The following is a 17,488-nucleotide window of genomic DNA, read 5'->3' on the forward strand; positions in this document are numbered from 1 at the left end:
AGCTGTTTTTTAATCCTCTTTTTGACTTAATAAAAGCTCGTATAAAAGCGAGCTTATCGATATTTTATGAGTAATTGGCATAAATTATAGGGAATGGTTTCTAATAATTGAATCTACCAATTAAAAATCACTTTTCATGATGAAAATCACCATAAAAAGTAAAATCCAGTCCTGATGAACTGCCCCGAAAACTTAAGTCTGTATTGAAGATTTCAAATGCTGGAAATGATAAAAAGTATTTTCATTTCCAGCAATCTCTAATACAGCACTTTATTCATCATAACAGGCGATTAAGCGCCAAGCGTTGCACCACCATCGATGACAATATCTTGTAAAGTAATATGGCCGGCGAGATCAGAAGCCATAAACAAGACCGCATCAGCAATTTCTGTTGACGTCGCTATCTTCCCAAGTGGGATGCCAAGTTTAAATAATTCAGGAGATCCCTGAATGACTTGCTGTTTAGACGCTCCGGTTTGCCACATACCACGCTGCATTGGTGTATCTGTCGATCCTGGTGAAATAAGATTACAACGAACGCCATAAGGCGCTAATTCCAGCCCAACACTCAGGCAGAGACTACGCAGTGCAGCTTTAGAAGCACAATAGGCCGACATGCCAACACGAGGAACATGAGCCGCATTTGATGCAATAGTGACAATTGCCCCCGCCTTTTGGCGTTGAAACTGGGGAATAGTCGCCTGAAATAGATTGAATACCCCTCCCGCATTGACAGACAAGCACTGTTGCCAATCGTTAAATGTTGTCTCTTCAATCGTGCCAAGACGTAATATTCCTGCACCATTGACCAGCACATCTAGTTGCGGTTGTTGTGCAAGGAGTTGTTCACAACAACGCGAAACGGCAATAGGATCACTGATATCAAGCAAATACGGCGTAAAAGGCAAATCCCCCTCAGGGAACGTGATGTCAAACCCAATTACCTTCGCGCCCGCTTGCTGAAAACGGTAAGCCGTCTGATAACCAATACCGCTGCCAGCGCCAGTTATCCAGACAATTTTATCGCTAAAATCAAGCGCAATACTCATTTCAGGCTCCCTGACGCTCAGTGAATAATGCCATCCAACCATTTATTGTCGGATTTTTCATTAACGAAATGAAATCCACTTCATATCCTTGCTGGCGCCAATGGGAAATGAGAGACATAATGCGTACAGAATCCAGCCCATAATCAAGCAAGTTCTCATCATCACCAATATCATCGCTATCCTCATCTAACAAAGGCAGTAATAGCGCTTTGAGGCGGGTTTTATTCCATTGCTCTTGTTTTACATCTAAGGCAACAAGAAGCTGCTCGGTAGTCTCTACACGCCCACAGCGCCCAACGGTATATTTAAGCGCCATCATATGTTCTTCATAACTGAAATCGGCTAAAGCATCCGCAACCATAAAGGGCTGTATATCACGCATGAACGCGTCAGTCGCCGTCATTAAACAGCCAATATGCGCATAAACGCCACAGATAATAAGTTGATCACGCCCAGCTATTTTGAGCTGTTGCTCAAAATCAGTGCGCTGAAATGCGCTATATCGCCATTTATCCATGACAATATCACCCGCCTGCGGTGCAAGCGCATCTGTAATTTTTTGTAGTTCAGGGTGGCAGTTCAGCCCTGGTCCCCACATATCATTTAACAGCGCCCTCTCCTCATCACTCTGCTGGTTAGGTTGAGCGGAATAAAATACCGGTATTCCATTTTCCCGGCAGATTTCTATCAACTTGGCAATATTAGTCACGATTTGATCAATTAATGGACTATTTTCTTCCCAGAAGTTAAGAAAGTAATTTTGCATATCATGAATTAATAACGCAGCCCGATTTTTATCCAACGACCAATTGACCTTGTTTGTCGGAAGTCCTTCTGCCACAGGTAAGTCATAACTATTAAGTTTAGGAATACTCATTTCTTTCTCCAACGAGTGATGGCTGAACAAATTGTTTAGCAAGTTGACGTAATTGTTGCTTGTCTATTTTTCCGACAGGTGTTATCGGCAGTGAGGGAATAGGTTCAAACCGGTCAGGTAATTTATAATCTGCTATTCCCTGCTCACGCAGATAACGCCGTAAGACTACGGCTTTTATCGGTTTTCGTAATACGACAAAAGCACAGCTTTTTTCACCCATTAGCGAATCAGGAATAGCGACAAGCGCGGCATAAATGACATCAGGGTGCCGAAGCAGCAGATTCTCAATTTCCTCAGCCGCAATTTTTTCCCCACCGCGATTGATTTGATCTTTTTCACGCCCCACGACTTGTAAATAACCATCAGGCGCTATGATGACGAGATCACCAGAACAGTAGAACCCATTACTGTCAAAACATTGCTGATTATGCTGTGGACTGCGGTAATATCCGCGGAAGGTATAAGGCCCCTGAGTCATCAATCGGCCAGCGACGCCGGGAGGAACAGGATTGCCATCGTTATCAGCAACCCAAACTTCATCATCCTGACTGGTCGGACGGCCTTGCGTCGTAAAAATATGCCGTTCGTCATCATCCAGCCGGGTATAGTTCACTAATCCTTCAGCCATACCGAAAACTTGTTGTAGCTGGCATTCCATCTCTTTTGGAATACGTCTTGCCAGGTTCTCACTTAACCTTGCCCCACCGACCTGTAGCAGTCGCAAGCTTTTTAGTGCGTCACGGTTACCACTAAGCGCTATCGCTTCAAGCCATACACTGACTGCTGGCGGTATCAATGCAGTAACATTCACCTGATGTTGTTGGATAAGCGGAAAACAGCAATCAGCGCTGGGGTTATTCGCTAAAATAACTTGCCCTCCGCTGTAAAACGCCCCTAATGCCCCCGGTGAGCTCATAGGAAAGTTATGCGCAGCAGGAAGTGCGCATAAATAGCGAGTTTCAGCATTAAACTGGCAAATTTCCACACTGGCGCGAATACTGTAATAATAATCATTATGCGTTCGGGGAATAAGTTTAGGTGTCCCTGTACTCCCCCCCGACAATTGGAAAAATGCGACTTCATCAGCCGGTGTTGGATCAGCGATAAAATCATCCGCGCCTTCTGCCAATAGCGTCTCAAAATCCAGAATACTGCCATTATCACCAAATAAGACAACGTGACGCAAAGACGGCGTACAGGCTCTGAGCTCATCAATAAAATTGTCGTCGCTAAACAAGGAATGGTTGCGATCAGCAATCAACAGTGCGGGGTTAATCTGATCAGCATAAGCACAAAGTTCACTGCGCTGATGGCTAAATATAGCGTTGACCGGAACGACCCCAAGCCGTAATAAAGCAAAGAAAACAATATAAAACTCGGCCCCATTCCCCAATTGAATTAAGGCAGTTTGTCCTCGTTTAACGCCTTGTCGTTGTAATGCTGCGGCCAAACTATCCACCAACAGGTTAAGTTCAGCATAGCTGAACTGACGATCTCCACAGATAAGCGCAATTTGCCCGTTGTTTGACTGACGGGTCAAAATGTCACTAAGCGGGAGATCTATCCAATAACCACACTGACGATAGCGCTGTTCCAGCGCTTTCGGCCAACGATTAAATTCAACTATCATGCTGGGCATGCCTCCTGTGAAAACTCGAATGCACGCATCATCGTTGAAAACTTAACCTCTGTTTCCTGCCACTCTGACTCTGGTTTCGAATCAGGCACAATGCCAGCTCCCGCAAATAGTCTTACCCGTGAACCATTCACTTCACCACAGCGGATAGTCACCACCCACTCACCATTCCCTTTCTCGTCACACCACCCCACAATGCCGCCAAAGAGGTTTCGTTTAAACGGCTCTAATTCCTCAATTAAGTTTTTCGCGGTCTGATACGGTGTGCCACAGAGGGCCGGAGTAGGATGAAGCAGGCAAGCAACAGAAAGTGCATTTTCCTGTGGCGCCTTTAACTCTCCCTCAATATCGGTGGCAAGGTGCCAAAGTACTGGCGTGCTGATGGTGGAAGGCATTTCAGAGATATGTAATTTTTGACAACGGCTTTCAAGTACGTTTCTCATCATATCGGTTACCAACCGATGCTCATAATTATCTTTGACGGACTGAATAAGCGCCTGGCGTAATTTGTAATCATCTTGCTGGTTTTCACTGCGCTTTGCAGAGCCTGCCAGCGGCTGAGAAAAGATAGTATTGCCCTGTTTACGCACTAATAATTCTGGGCTCGCCCCAATCAATGCTCCATTTTCCAACGGAACATGGAAGTTATAACACCAACTATTTTGCCGATTAAGATGCCGTAATAGTTGAATTGAATCTAATGGCTGATGGGTTTCAATATCGAGTAGCCGCGAAAGAACAACTTTGTCTAATGTATGATTGCGCATTGCATCAATCGCAGTGTTCACCATCTGGCTAAAGTGTGCTTTATCAGGCCACTGGGTACGTCTTTTTTCTGTATAGATTGAATTGGCAATAAGCGAGGGAAACTGCTTTCTTTGGAACCAATTGCATTGTTCAGGGACAAAAAGCGCCGCATTTTGCTGTTTATCGAATGGAATTGCCCCCACCAGAACAGGATTTTCAATCCCATCACTCTTCGCTTGTTGGAATAATTGACGTATTTCTTGCTGAATCAGGCTATCAGGGTTTGCTGCATCATTAAGTGGCCTTGACACAATCGCATATTGCCCTTGTGCCAATAGACTTTTACTGGATGAAAGAAACAGAAAATCCTTATTATTAAGATCATTAAAACCAGTCAGCAAAGTATCTCTATATAGATCTGGCACAAGTTTTACCTCTATCTGTTAATCGTGTGACCACGAAAATGGAATTCTTGCCTCGACATAACTTTGCACCACTTGCTATAAATAAAATAACGACGTAAATTGCCAATAATAAAACTTCGATATGATTTAATTTTATAAAAATGTATATATTTAAAACATTCCCCCCTTATTCCATTTGGAGATCTCATTTCGCGCCATCCTGTTATTCTGCCTGATATTAAAAGTTGTTGATTGAATCTATCAGGCATAGCTCAACGATATTAATATTATTTTAATGATAATAATCATCAATATTATTATTAAAAAATACATTTAAAAATCATATCTATCCCTTTGTAAAACGCCGTCCCTGCGGAATAATTAAGGGGGTATGGCTGACGGGATCATCAATAATGACACAATCGAGTCCAAAAACCTCAGAGACTAACGTTGTTGTAATGATCTCACCAGGCGCCCCTTCCACCACAATCCGTCCCCCCGCCATCACAATCAAATGATCTGCATACCGGCAAGCCTGATTCAAATCATGAAGCACAGCAATAAGCGTATATCCGGATCCTTGATTAAGGCGACAAAACAGCTCAAGCAACTCAATTTGATGAGCAATATCAAGATAGGTTGTCGGTTCATCAAGCAGTAACAATGGCGTTTGCTGAGCCAGCACCATAGCAACCCAAACCCGTTGGCGCTGCCCACCTGAAAGTTCATCAACAACACATTCAGCAAGCTGGGTCACACCGGTCGCATCCATTGCCTGGCGCACCGCTTCATAATCCTCATGACTCCATTGACGTAATAACCGCTGGTGGGGAAAACGCCCGCGCGCGACTAAATCAACCACTTTGATCCCCTGAGGAGCCTGCACACTTTGCGGTAATAACCCCAGCTGACGGGCCAAAGCGCGTGTTGGTATAGCGTGAATATCATGACCATCAAGGCAAACCCTGCCATATTCCGGACGCAGCAGACGACATAAACTTCTCAACAGCGTGGATTTACCACAGCCATTAGGACCGATAATCACGGTAAAACGACCATCAGGGATACGCAGATTCAGTTCATCACAGACAATATGTTCACCGTAGCCCAGACGCAATTCTTCCACACTCAAGCGACAAGGTGATAAAACACTTTGGTTATCATGTTTTAGCGTTAGCGTTGTCATCAATTCTCTCACAAAAACGTTATTAATCAGTCTGCATCAAGATTCATATCAATGCAGACTGCAAGAGGATTATTCAGTGTTGAATAGAAACTCTGGTATTCAAAAGGTTTCTATGCGCTCGGATAATCTTGGCAAGATCGTCCTAAGCGGTATATTGCTATCCTGTGTTTTTGCAAACAGCCTCAAAATACCATTGATAGTCTCTGATATTTGAGCAATTTGAGCCGCACTATAACGATCTGAACGATAATTAAACAAAACACGTACCATTTCTTCACCTGCAATCATCTCTTCCATAATTTCAAAGTGGAGCCCCAGTAACGATTCCTGCTTTTCCAAAACAATCTGCTGAAATGCAATATGGCTTCCATCCAACATATGGAACTCACCACTCAAACTATTTTTTGCATGTAACTGAATATATACCTCGAATAAATGATCTTTTCCTTGATCTGCATGGCCTGATAAGGCTTCTTCAATCAGATCAATAGGAATATCGGTATAAGGCAACGAGTCATTGATGTTGTTCTTAACCTGAGTGATCAGATCAGTAAATGTCATCTGTTCAGTAAAGCGAACCCTGTGTATCACAACCGTAGTAAAATAACCAACAGTGTCAAAGAAGCTCGCGTCATCACGTCCTGAAGCCGATGTTCCCACCATAAGATCATCGGTTGCCCCCAGTAAATTGAGCGATGCAACAATACTGGCGTAAAGAATATTAAAGAATGAAGCGCCATTTTTTCTGGCAAGTGACTGCAAGCCTTGAGCCACCACTTTTTCAATCCCAAACTCAATGCCTTCACAGGAATTCGCCTGCCCAGATAACTCGGTGGCCGCATTTTTAAAAATGGGTTCCCCGCTTGGCGCGCCCCGTAAATTATTAACCCAATAATCAAGATGAGACTGATTCATTCCCTCACTATTTTGCCTGATTGCATATTGAAGGAATGGTAAAGGTTGCTCTTGCCATGTTGGCGTCTCATTTATCAACCTATATTTATAGGCATGTTTCAGCTCTTCCATCAGCAAAGTAACAGACCATTCATCAAGTGCCACATGATGAAATAACATGGATAAAAACTGCTGCCCTGAAGCGTTATCGGTGACAAATTTAATGCGCAAAGGCAGTTCTTCAGATAGATCAAACAGATATTTCCCCTCTTTTTTTAATATTTCTTCTGAGGAAAGGAGACCATATTCATGAGAACCCCAAAACCACTGATAGCCCGATAAGTCCTTCATTGGAACGACACGTTGATAGACTTCGCCCTCTTCCTGATAAAATAGGCTACGCAATACAGAATGTCTTTGCAGTACATCAAAAAAAGCTTGCTTAAGTACCTGCTCATTAATAATTGCAGAAAATTTTAAAATAAAAGGTAAGTTGAAGATATCGTTGAAATCAAATGCCGCATACGCTTTCCATAGAGATTTTTGCGCAAGAGATAAAGGGGCGACAACCGAAATACCTTCTTCAAATTGTTCTTCCCTCAATTCATCTTTGTTTTCATCAATAGGATCATGACATTGCGCATATTCGGCAAGTTTCAACGCGGTCGGATAACTAAAGAGATGGTTAATATGGATCTCTATATTATGTAAGCTCAGTAATCTGCCTATCACGCGGGTGGCAATGAGTGAATGCCCGCCAAGATCGAAAAAGTCATCACTGGCTGTCATTTCCGGTGAGGAGAGCGCTTGCCTGAATTCATTCAGGATAATATTGGCTATTTTACGATGGCTATCGCTTTTGTCAGTTGCCTTATGTTCTTTTTGTTGTTTGGCGATAATAAGTGCTGTATCACTGATATCTTCATGTTTTTTCTTCGTTGGAAGCGAAAAAACAGACGTAAGTTCTGGCGCAATAGTGACATCTTGTTCATGAATAAATGTACAAAAACCTTCTAACAAAAACGCGCCAATATGTGCGGATACTGACGGGCCCGTTATTAATTCAAGAAACCATCGCCCATCATTTACATTTCCAGCTGCCAGCGAGATATCAAAATGCGCGTTTAACGGTGGAATAGGTAATAACTCAACCATTGCATCATTCAACCTAAGCGACGGCTGGGATTGATTAAGCCAAGTCACAAGGATATGCGGGCTGTCATGCCCGAACTCCATCTCATTGCCAGTTTGTAGATTGCCGCTTTCTATCTGCCTTTCAAGATCGGCAATTATTTTATCCAGGCTTTTGTCATCCCGGCACACACGCAACGACATTAATTCTGGGTAGAAAAATGGGCTGTTGAGTTCATCATGTGTATATTCCGGGTCGCACGACACACTGATATTCACGTCCAAATGAGAGCCTATCATAGCAATATAGTAACCAAATAATGCGGTTACTGTTGCCAAGGCTGAATATGCTGTGTTTTCCGCAGGCAACAATGGAGCAAGTGCATCAACATTGATTGTAGTACGATATCTGCCCACAAGACGATGATGAAGAGAATCATCAAGGCAACTGATTTTACCCGTTTCTTTAATTAGCGCCCCTCTGGCGGTATCGGATTTATAGAGCCAGGGAATGCCAATCTTTCCAGACTCACATGATAACCATTTAGCCGGGATTGCCTTGCGAAATAAATCTTCCTTGCCAAATCCGATAGTCTTCAGGCCATTATTATAGACATCAGAAAGCATGGTAAACATCTGAGGCCATGACACACTATCTCTTAGAATATGATGCACAATCACACCTAAAATAACCCCATGCTTGCCATTCATAAACAACATGAATTTGACAGGTGGATGTTCATCAAGCCTGATAGGTTTGCACTGATCCTTAAGTAGCCTATTTATCGCTTCTTCATCAGACTGAATCTGATAAATTTCGATAGGAGAATCCGCTGTTGGATCGCAATATTTATGCAAATCGCCTTCATCATCAAAACGATACCTAACATTAATTCCAACTATCTCTTTAGTAAGAAGCTCTAATGCCCTGATGAGTCGGCCTATGTTGATATTTCCTGTCAATGACCAGGCACAGGCAAACTGACCTGAAACATCAGGATCCTGTTGATGATGAAGCCACACCATCTCTTCAAATTCAGTTAAATCCTTTTCAGTTTCTTGGGCTTCCGAAGATAAATGACCATCAGCATGGGCATTGAATACCTCATCCAAAAGCAATGCTTCATCATCTGTCAGTATCCGCTTAAACTCTCTTGCCATATTCCCGCTTCTCCAGTCAACGCAGGGCTACATCTACATATTAATCTTTTACCATTTTCCGGACAGAAGATGTGATCCCACTCATACAACCGCCCTCCATTTTCTGTCGGGTAGAATAAGTTTCACACCACTGTCCGGTTACTTATTGAATTAATGTCCTAACCAATTGACTAATCACCTTAAAACTTCAGTTCAAACGTTGCACCAATCATTCTCGGACGCTGATAAATTATCGAATTAACGTTATTATCCGGAACTAATAAACGTTTATCAGAGTCAAACAGATTCTGAGCAAATAATGTGGCGCGTCCCCACTTGAAGTTATAACCAAGTTGAAGGTTAGCTATCCAATATGCTGGGATTTTTCCACGGGCAGAATTGTCATACTGAGAGTAATAAGTATCTGAGAACATAACATTGCCGCTAACATCAATATCGTCTGTCAGTAAATATTTAGCCAGGAGGTTTGCGGTATATCCCGGCGCCCGAGGTAATTCATTACCCTGAACACCACTCTCCGCGAAACTTTTAATCTTCGTTTTCAGTAAGCCAACATTAGCGTTTAGCTCAAGTTTTTCGACCGGCAGCCAACGGGCACCGATTTCTGCACCATACGTTTCAACCTTATTAGCATTCCGAATCATGGTTGAATCGAGTGACAGATAGTAAGGTAACTGCATGTCCTTATAATCGTTATAGAAAAGATTAGAGGTGAGTTCCAGTTTACCATCCAGCAAGCTGTTACGTGTATAAAGGCTGTAGTTCCAGACATATTCAGGGTCATAGGTATAACTAATGACAGGATTGCCAAAGGTCACTCCCGCCCCTCCTGCGTTATAACCTCTACCAACAGATACCCCAACGGTTTGATCTTTCTGCGGTTTCCAGGCTACATCAATTTTAGGCAGAAAAGCGTTATAGGTTTTATCAAAATCGATTGCTACACTTTCGCTTCCCCCTTTACGTGTTCTGTGTTCACGCTCAAAGCGGCTTGATAAAGTCACATCAATTTCAGGAACAACCGTGTAGGTCAAGACAGTATAGGCAGAGGCTGTTTCCGTTTTATCATCAAACTTGCTGCCCCCGAAAAGATTGATAGATTCATCCTGTTTACCATTGAAATAACGCACACCCACCAAACCATTCAGCCTATTATTAAGCCCTTGAAAACGGATAATAGGTTCAACTTCTAACTCTTTACCATCAGTATCAGCCTTTGGAATTTTAGACGAGGTTAATCTGTGATAAGCAAGATCGGTATAAATTAATTTATTTTCCAGACTCATAGTATCCGACAAAGCCCATGAAATATCCCAGATCCCACTGGTCGTTTTTCGCTCTATAACTGGCCTGAACAGCTCATGCCTTAAATTAAGCGTATCTCTTGGATTGTATGCTTCGTTCTGGGGAGCACGACTATCAAGATGGTTAACCGTTAATTTCGTGGATAACTCAGGAATGGACAGTGGTTCAAACAGCAGCTTCGCTCGGACCGTTGTTGATTCAATTTTGTGCGGATCGCCAGCAGGATCATAAGAAACCAGGTTAGCAAAGCTATCGCGATTTTGGCGATCGACACTAAGACGGAAAGCCAGTTGATCGTCAATCAAAGGGCCGGAAGCCATCGCAGCGACTTGCTGATAGCCCTGATTAGCGAACCCACTTTTGATTGCGCTCTCCCAATAAAAGGTAGGATCGAGTGATTTAATGATCACCGCGCCTGCAATTGCGTTCCTTCCCTGAATATAACTTTGTGGATCACGAAATACTTCGACACTCTCTATATCCCACAAAGATTGCGTACCGAAAGCTAATTCATTATAGGTAAACGAACGCCCATCAATAGAGACGTTGATTCTGGGACGCGTCCCACTAATGAAAGCCATTCCCCCTTGTGAAGGACCTGAACCATCAACACCGCGAACGGCGGGAAGAGCATTACTAATACCATTATCAACCACGTTCGGCGTCATTTGCAGCAGCATGTTAACATCAGGATTAGGAATAGATTTCATTTTGCGAAGATTATAAACCTCGACGCTTGAACCACTATCATAAATAGAGCGATTGACTTTCTCTCCAGTCACCACTAATACATCTTCTTCTGCCTTGGTATTTCCTTTTTGGGCTTTTTGTGTGTTCTTTTCCTCTGCCGCAATAGCGTCAGTTCCTGTCAGAACAATAGCACTAAAAAATAAAGCCCCAAAAATACCTACAAAATTCGATTTTTCAGTATGTTCTTTTTCTGATACATCATGTTGCAGAGTTGAGTGCAACCTATTCATTCATCTTTCTCCTTTAGCCAGCTTACACGAAATCGTTTTAATAAAATTAAATAAGTTAAATCGTGACATTGCTGACCGGTGGATCCCAGTCTGGAAAAACATGGTGCGATTCAACCCATGCTAATTTCATATAGAGTAGTTTCGTAATGTTATTATTACTCTTCGGTGTTTCTTTGTTATAATATTTCTTAAATAGTAATAATTATCATAACAAGGTGCATTATTGTATGTAAATAAAAATCATTATCACTAACTGTGATCAATGCAACAGAAAAATAAATTTCCTATATAAAACAATTCATTATTTTAAGGAAATAAAAAAAACAAAATATAATTCGATAAAATCTGTGGTCTTAGGACGATATTTAGCCAGAAAAAATTGACTGAAAGTATATCCCTATATTTTATGGAATTAATTTGAAACCTAAAAAAATCGGGAAAATAAAGAAATAATTCACAGACTAAGTTAATAATATAAATAACGAAAATATTCCATCAATTGAGACAGATAAAGACTCCAACAAATATATTATTATATTTGTTACTTGAATGACTTACTCCCAGATATCTCCGCCCACATTAGGAGAAAATTCACGGCGGTTTTTGCTAAATTTGCCGAGAACGAGTCAACAACCAAATCAAATAAATTCCGCCAATGAGCCCCGTCATAAGCCCAATAGGAATTGCCGCTCGTAAAGGTAAAAGCTGCGTAAACAGATCAGCTGACAGCAAAAGGCAAGCACCCATTAGTGCGGCACTGATAACCGGCATATTTCTCGAACGGGTCAGACGAACCACAAGTTGAGGAGCGGCCAAAGCAACAAAAGCAATCGGTCCTGCGGCGCCAGTGGCAAGAGCCGCTAAAACCACAGCGCAAAAAATCATAATAAGACGAACGCGTTCCACCCTAATACCAAGCTGACTGGCAATATCATCCCCCATCTCGATAATGCTCAGTTTCCTTGCCATAAAAAGAACCAAAGGCACCAGCAATACAACTCCCATTAAAACAGGGAAAACATGTATCCATGTTCGGGCATTAAGTGATCCGGCAAGCCACAAATTTGCCATCACGGCATTATCGAGATTTCCTTTTACCAGTAATAAGCCATTCAAGGCACTTAGCACTGAACCTACACCAATCCCCGTCAGGATGAGGCGATACCCACCTATTGCACCGGATTTTAAAGATAACAGATACACTACCACTGCGGTCAACGTCCCTCCGGCAACAGCAGCAATCGCTACTTGCACTGCACTATTATCAAATAAAACTATCTGTAGAATCGCCCCCGTCGCCGCACCAGCTGTAAAACCAATCACATCTGGAGAACCTAACGCATTTCTGGAAATGGACTGAAAAACCGCACCAGATACCCCCAGCGCCGCGCCAACAAAAATTGCGGTTAACACGCGAGGTAAACGAATATCCATGATAATCTTTTCGCTGATTGTACCCGAGCCCCGTCCCCAGAAAATAGTGATAATTTGTTCGATGGTGATATTGAATTTACCAATAGTCATGGAAAAAAGCGCTAATACCATAATCAACAACAATATGGCGCAAATCACCATAAGATTTCTGGGAACAAAAACAAGAGACACTTTTCCTTGTCGCCAGACCTTACCGGAAATATTAACCTCGGTCTCACAATCATTCCGTCTGCTCATAATTGAACAATTTTCCATTTTCTGACCAAGAAAACAAAGAACGGTCCCCCGATTAGCGACACCATAATGCCAACACTAATTTCCCCAGGATATCCTACAACTCGTCCCAGACTATCAGCAGCTACCACCATAACGCCAGATATCAGCATAGAATAAGGAAGTACCCAACGATAATCAGGCCCTGCAATTAAACGGGCAAAATGAGGGGCGGTCAGACCGATGAAACTAATGGGCCCCGCCGCCGCCGTAGCGCCGCCAGATAATATAATGATGACCAGTGCAGATAGAATCCAGACTTTGGTTTGGCTAACACCCAATGATTTTCCCAGATCATGACCAAGTGCTACCGTATCAAGAGACTTTGTCAGCATTAAAGCAATTATCACTCCGGAGGCCGCCAGTATAGAAACAGGGAAAAGCACCTCATAACCTCGCCCTTGAAGTGAACCCACCACCCAGTGCCGGAATTGATTAAATACCTCATCTTCACTGTTTATGGTGATAATCTGGGTGACAGCAAGTAATACAACGGACAGTGCAGCGCCCGCCAATACCATTCTTACCGGGTTCAACCCATGCCGGATCCCCCCAAGCAGATACACGCCACCACCTGCAATTGTCGCCCCTGCCAGACCAAACCACATATAGCCAATAACATCGGAAATGCCAAAAAAAGCAATTGCTGAGACAATGGAAAGCGCAGCCCCGGCATTGACGCCCAAGATACCCGGATCAGCCAGTGGATTACGGGTAAGCGCCTGCATAATGGCGCCAGCGACACCCAATGAACAACCAACGATAATCGCCAGCAAAGTACGAGGCACTCTCAGATAACGAACCAATAAATGTTCACTATTGGCAGGATTAAAAGCGGTGAATGCCTCCCAGGTAACTTTAATCGTGACAGGGCGGGTCCCGACAAAAAGACTAAAAACTGAAAATACCACAAGTAATAACCCGCAAATCAGCAACCCTTTTCGCTGAAATTTGAATTGCCGGTTATCGGATTGCGCAACAGAATTAGCAACTGAAAAAATCAATTTTTTCATATCCAACTCAAACAATTGCTAAGTTATTTCGCTTTCGGCTTAATGCCAAACCGTTTAACAATGCTATCGGCAATTTCTTTTGCACTGTAATAGTCAATTCGAAACGAATTCACACCAAGACCATAGACTTGCCCTGTTTTGACTGAGGCCAAATTAGCGAGCACAGGATCCTTTAAGAATTCAGCCGCTCTGCGCTCTCCTGCACTTAAAAGAAATGTCGTTGGCGCGGTTAACTGAGTAATATTTTCATATTGCGCCCAAACAAAGTCACCGGTTTTATTCGCATTATTATGCCAAGCCGGATCTGCCGACTCGATAGTAAACCCAAGCTGTGAAAGCAACAAAGCATGCGGGCTTATACTCGTTGATATGGGGTTAATGGTTCCCGGCCCCGCATAGCTGATAATATTAACCTTACCTTCGGGGATAGCAATTTTTGCCCGGCACTCAGCAAGATAATGATCAAAACCAGTAATTCTGGCCGCAACTTTATCTTCAAGCCCTGTCGCCTTTCCTAATTCAGTCGCCAAATCCTGCCATGTCTGTTTACCATAATCTAAGATAATCGTAGGCGCGATTTGTTTAAGTTGTTCTACCTGAGCATATGCGGAATCAGCGCCGCTCATAGAAACCACGATCAAATCGGGCGCGACAACATAAGCCATTTCCAGATCAATATTGCCGGCTGACCAGAGCTTTTCAATTTTCCGCTCTTGAGCCACTTTGTCCCATTGCGCAAAAAATTTCCCATTCGTGGCCGTTGCACTCGCAACCACAGGCGCGTCAATCGATAACAGGATTCCGGTTATCGAAACAGTGGTCGATAAAATACGCTGAGGTTTTGTCGGAATTGTGGTGATAGCGCCATCAGCATTTTTAAAATCTCTTGGCCAGGAAAGGCTTTCCGTCTGAGCTGCATTTTTCGCGTTTACAGCATAAACAGTCCCCCCAAATAGAGTGACCAGAGTAATTACCAAGCCATATACAAGGGTTAATATCGATTTCATTCTGGCATTCTCAGACAGTGATTGTGGATCTGCGATGCAGAAACCCCGCATACCCATTCAGATAATCCAAAGTGGACGTAATGTATCATTTTGTCTAATATCCGACAATGAGATTAATAATGATTATCATATACAATAACGCTGATCACGAAATACGTCACATTCTTGTTGTATCACACAACAAATGTTTCATTTTCTCAGATATAAAACCAATTCAGATTTCAGCCAGAAACAATCAACGAAAAATGGTGATCAAACAGGAGAATAAATGTCATGGGAATAAATAGGCGATTATGCATTGGCTTGTTCAGACGGGAATATCGTGGCTTAACATTGTATGAACACCTATCACAAACATAGAAGAAAGCTTTATCTGTTTTTTTATTTTTTATTCTATTTTCTATGATGAATTCATGAGGTTTACAATGTTAAACATCGATCAAACTTCTAGCTGGATGCCATTGACGCAAGCACAACAATATTACTGGCACGAGTTCAGCCTGCATTCCGAAAAAGTTGTTTCGACTATCGCTCACTATCTTGATATTCAGGGCAATATCGATCAAGAAGCGCTTTGCAAAGCAATAACGACAGTGACCAATGAAACAGATGTGCTCTCTGTCCGTTTTAAACGCCTTGAAGAAGAACCGCTGCCTTTACAACAACCGAATCAAGCCGCCATACCACAGTTAAAATTCACCGATTTACAGACGCAGCCCGATCCTTTCCACACAGCGTTGCAACTTATGCGGGCCGATGTGGAATCTCCGCTGAATTTATTAACTCAACTGCTATCCGCTCAGTGGCTATTTAAATTAAGCGAGTCTCATTATCTCTGGTACAACCGGGCTCATCATATTCTGCTTGATGGATTTGGTATGGCGCTCATTGAACATCGTTGCGCGCATTTCTATTCGTACTATCTTGGTAAAGCTAATGCTGATGCTTCTTTTCACTCACTCAGCAGCTACTTTACTGAAGAACAAGAGTACTGTAACAGCGAGCAATATGAAAAGGATCGCTTATACTGGCAAAATTATCTTTCATCCGCGCGCCTTCCAACCGTGGATATCGCCCGTGCCGACTATAGCACCAAACACCATTACACCAGTTTTGCGCTCTCCGGGAATATTGTCACAGGCTTAACACGTTTATCGGCTGATACAGGTATCGCCTGGCCTGATCTGTTAATAGCGCTTTCAAGCATCTACCTGCTTCACTATTTCGCTGCACAGACACAAAATGGTGAATACTCAATGCCGTTATGGCTACCCTATATGAATCGCCGAACCCGTTTCAGAACCAATACACCGGCATTAATGACTAATATTCTTCCCTTATTGATAAACACCAATCCGGATGAAACATTAGAAACCTTTTTAAAAAAGACAATCAATGCGCTTCATACTCAACGAATTCATGCCAGATATCGTATAGAACAGATCTTTTTAGATCATAAACTACCTCAAGATACCCGTTATTTATTTTCGCCACTCATCAATGTGTTACCTTTTGACTCTCCCAATTTTGTCGATTGTCAAGTTAAACGCCATATACTTACCAGCGGGCTCTATGATTGCTTTAGCTTTAACATTATCTATCGCGGGAAAGTAGATGCCGGAGAATTAATTGTTGATCTTGATGCTGATTCAGCAATGTTTGGCAAAGAAGAGGTTGAAAACCATCAGAAAAACCTGACTGATTTTTTACAAAAAGTGCTCACAGGCAACTCTCTTTCCCTGCCAGTAAAAGCGCTTTATTCATAAAATAAAAAAATAAATTAATATATAAAGAGCCGGAGTTAAACTCCGGTTCAGAGCGCATGAGTCAGGTATTTCATTGATATAGTTAAAAACAGTCATCGTCAAAATTACTTTTTTATAAAAATAGGATGATCAAATTGCTTTAATGATGAAAAATTCCATAAAAATATTATCTAATGATCACAGAAATCATTAGATAATAAATCTGAACTTCGCTTAAGAAGAAAATAAAAGTATCTGAGATACGATCAACATTTTTGTCAAAGAAAATTTAAGACATCTCAGTCAGCTCGGTTTCTTGCTTAATATTCCTTCAATATAAAAGAAAGTATGCTACCATTCACCGATGAAGAAAAAAAAGACATCAACGCCACATGACGCTGTTTTTAAAAAGTTTTTAAGTCATATCGATACGGCCAGAGACTTCCTGGAGATTCATTTGCCTGCGACATTACGGGCAGTTTGTGATCTGGATACATTGCGGTTGGAATCAGGATCGTTTATTGAAGACAATCTGCGGGCGCATTATTCCGACATTTTGTATTCATTGAAAACGGCGCAGGGTGACGGTTACGTGTATTGCGTGATCGAGCACCAGAGTTCCCCGGACAAAATGATGGCATTTCGG

Annotated in this window: 12 protein-coding genes; 2 read left to right on the top strand and 10 right to left on the bottom strand. The window is 42.4% G+C overall.

The window, feature by feature from the left end; genetic code table 11:
* Positions 1-290: 290 nt before the first annotated feature.
* The 10 genes from dhbA to fepB form a co-directional block, all read right to left on the bottom strand.
* Positions 291-1,049: a 2,3-dihydro-2,3-dihydroxybenzoate dehydrogenase gene (gene dhbA / locus ABR397_RS16965; protein ID WP_350306793.1), complete on the bottom strand. Its 759-nt coding sequence runs from the start codon at positions 1,047-1,049 to the stop codon at positions 291-293.
* A 1-nt stretch (position 1,050) separates the two neighbouring features.
* A complete protein-coding gene (locus ABR397_RS16970; protein ID WP_350306794.1) occupies positions 1,051-1,926 on the bottom strand; it encodes an isochorismatase family protein in 876 nt (291 codons plus the stop codon).
* Positions 1,913-3,556 carry a (2,3-dihydroxybenzoyl)adenylate synthase gene (locus tag ABR397_RS16975; RefSeq protein WP_350306795.1) on the bottom strand — a complete coding sequence of 548 codons (1,644 nt, stop codon included), beginning with the start codon at positions 3,554-3,556 and terminating at the stop codon, positions 1,913-1,915. Before ABR397_RS16975 ends, ABR397_RS16970 begins: the two co-directional genes overlap by 14 nt.
* The gene (locus ABR397_RS16980; protein WP_350306796.1) at positions 3,553-4,734 is read right to left on the bottom strand and encodes an isochorismate synthase; all 1,182 of its coding nucleotides are present in this window, start codon (positions 4,732-4,734) and stop codon (positions 3,553-3,555) included. Before ABR397_RS16980 ends, ABR397_RS16975 begins: the two co-directional genes overlap by 4 nt.
* A gap of 325 nt (positions 4,735-5,059) precedes the next feature.
* Positions 5,060-5,899, bottom strand: coding sequence for an ABC transporter ATP-binding protein (locus ABR397_RS16985; protein WP_350306797.1), 840 nt, complete (start codon positions 5,897-5,899; stop codon positions 5,060-5,062).
* A 99-nt stretch (positions 5,900-5,998) separates the two neighbouring features.
* The gene (locus tag ABR397_RS16990; RefSeq protein ID WP_350306798.1) at positions 5,999-9,085 is read right to left on the bottom strand and encodes a condensation domain-containing protein; all 3,087 of its coding nucleotides are present in this window, start codon (positions 9,083-9,085) and stop codon (positions 5,999-6,001) included.
* Between the two features lie 179 nt (positions 9,086-9,264).
* Positions 9,265-11,370, bottom strand: coding sequence for a TonB-dependent receptor (locus ABR397_RS16995; protein WP_350306799.1), 2,106 nt, complete (start codon positions 11,368-11,370; stop codon positions 9,265-9,267).
* Between the two features lie 606 nt (positions 11,371-11,976).
* Positions 11,977-13,041 (bottom strand): FecCD family ABC transporter permease, encoded by a 1,065-nt coding sequence (locus tag ABR397_RS17000; RefSeq protein WP_350306800.1) that lies wholly within the window; start codon positions 13,039-13,041, stop codon positions 11,977-11,979.
* Positions 13,038-14,090 (bottom strand): FecCD family ABC transporter permease, encoded by a 1,053-nt coding sequence (locus tag ABR397_RS17005; protein WP_350306801.1) that lies wholly within the window; start codon positions 14,088-14,090, stop codon positions 13,038-13,040. Before ABR397_RS17005 ends, ABR397_RS17000 begins: the two co-directional genes overlap by 4 nt.
* 23 nt (positions 14,091-14,113) lie before the next feature.
* Positions 14,114-15,097, bottom strand: coding sequence for a Fe2+-enterobactin ABC transporter substrate-binding protein (gene fepB / locus ABR397_RS17010; RefSeq protein WP_350306802.1), 984 nt, complete (start codon positions 15,095-15,097; stop codon positions 14,114-14,116).
* Between the two features lie 425 nt (positions 15,098-15,522).
* Here fepB and ABR397_RS17015 point away from each other — a divergent pair, with 425 nt between their 5' ends.
* Both ABR397_RS17015 and ABR397_RS17020 read left to right on the top strand, forming a co-directional pair.
* Positions 15,523-16,863, top strand: coding sequence for a condensation domain-containing protein (locus ABR397_RS17015; protein ID WP_350306803.1), 1,341 nt, complete (start codon positions 15,523-15,525; stop codon positions 16,861-16,863).
* A gap of 343 nt (positions 16,864-17,206) precedes the next feature.
* The coding region (locus ABR397_RS17020) for an Rpn family recombination-promoting nuclease/putative transposase (protein ID WP_350306804.1) at positions 17,207-17,488 on the top strand (282 nt) is incomplete at its 3' end.

This window comes from Photorhabdus viridis, assembly GCF_040256935.1.
GTDB classification, from domain to species: domain Bacteria; phylum Pseudomonadota; class Gammaproteobacteria; order Enterobacterales; family Enterobacteriaceae; genus Photorhabdus; species Photorhabdus viridis.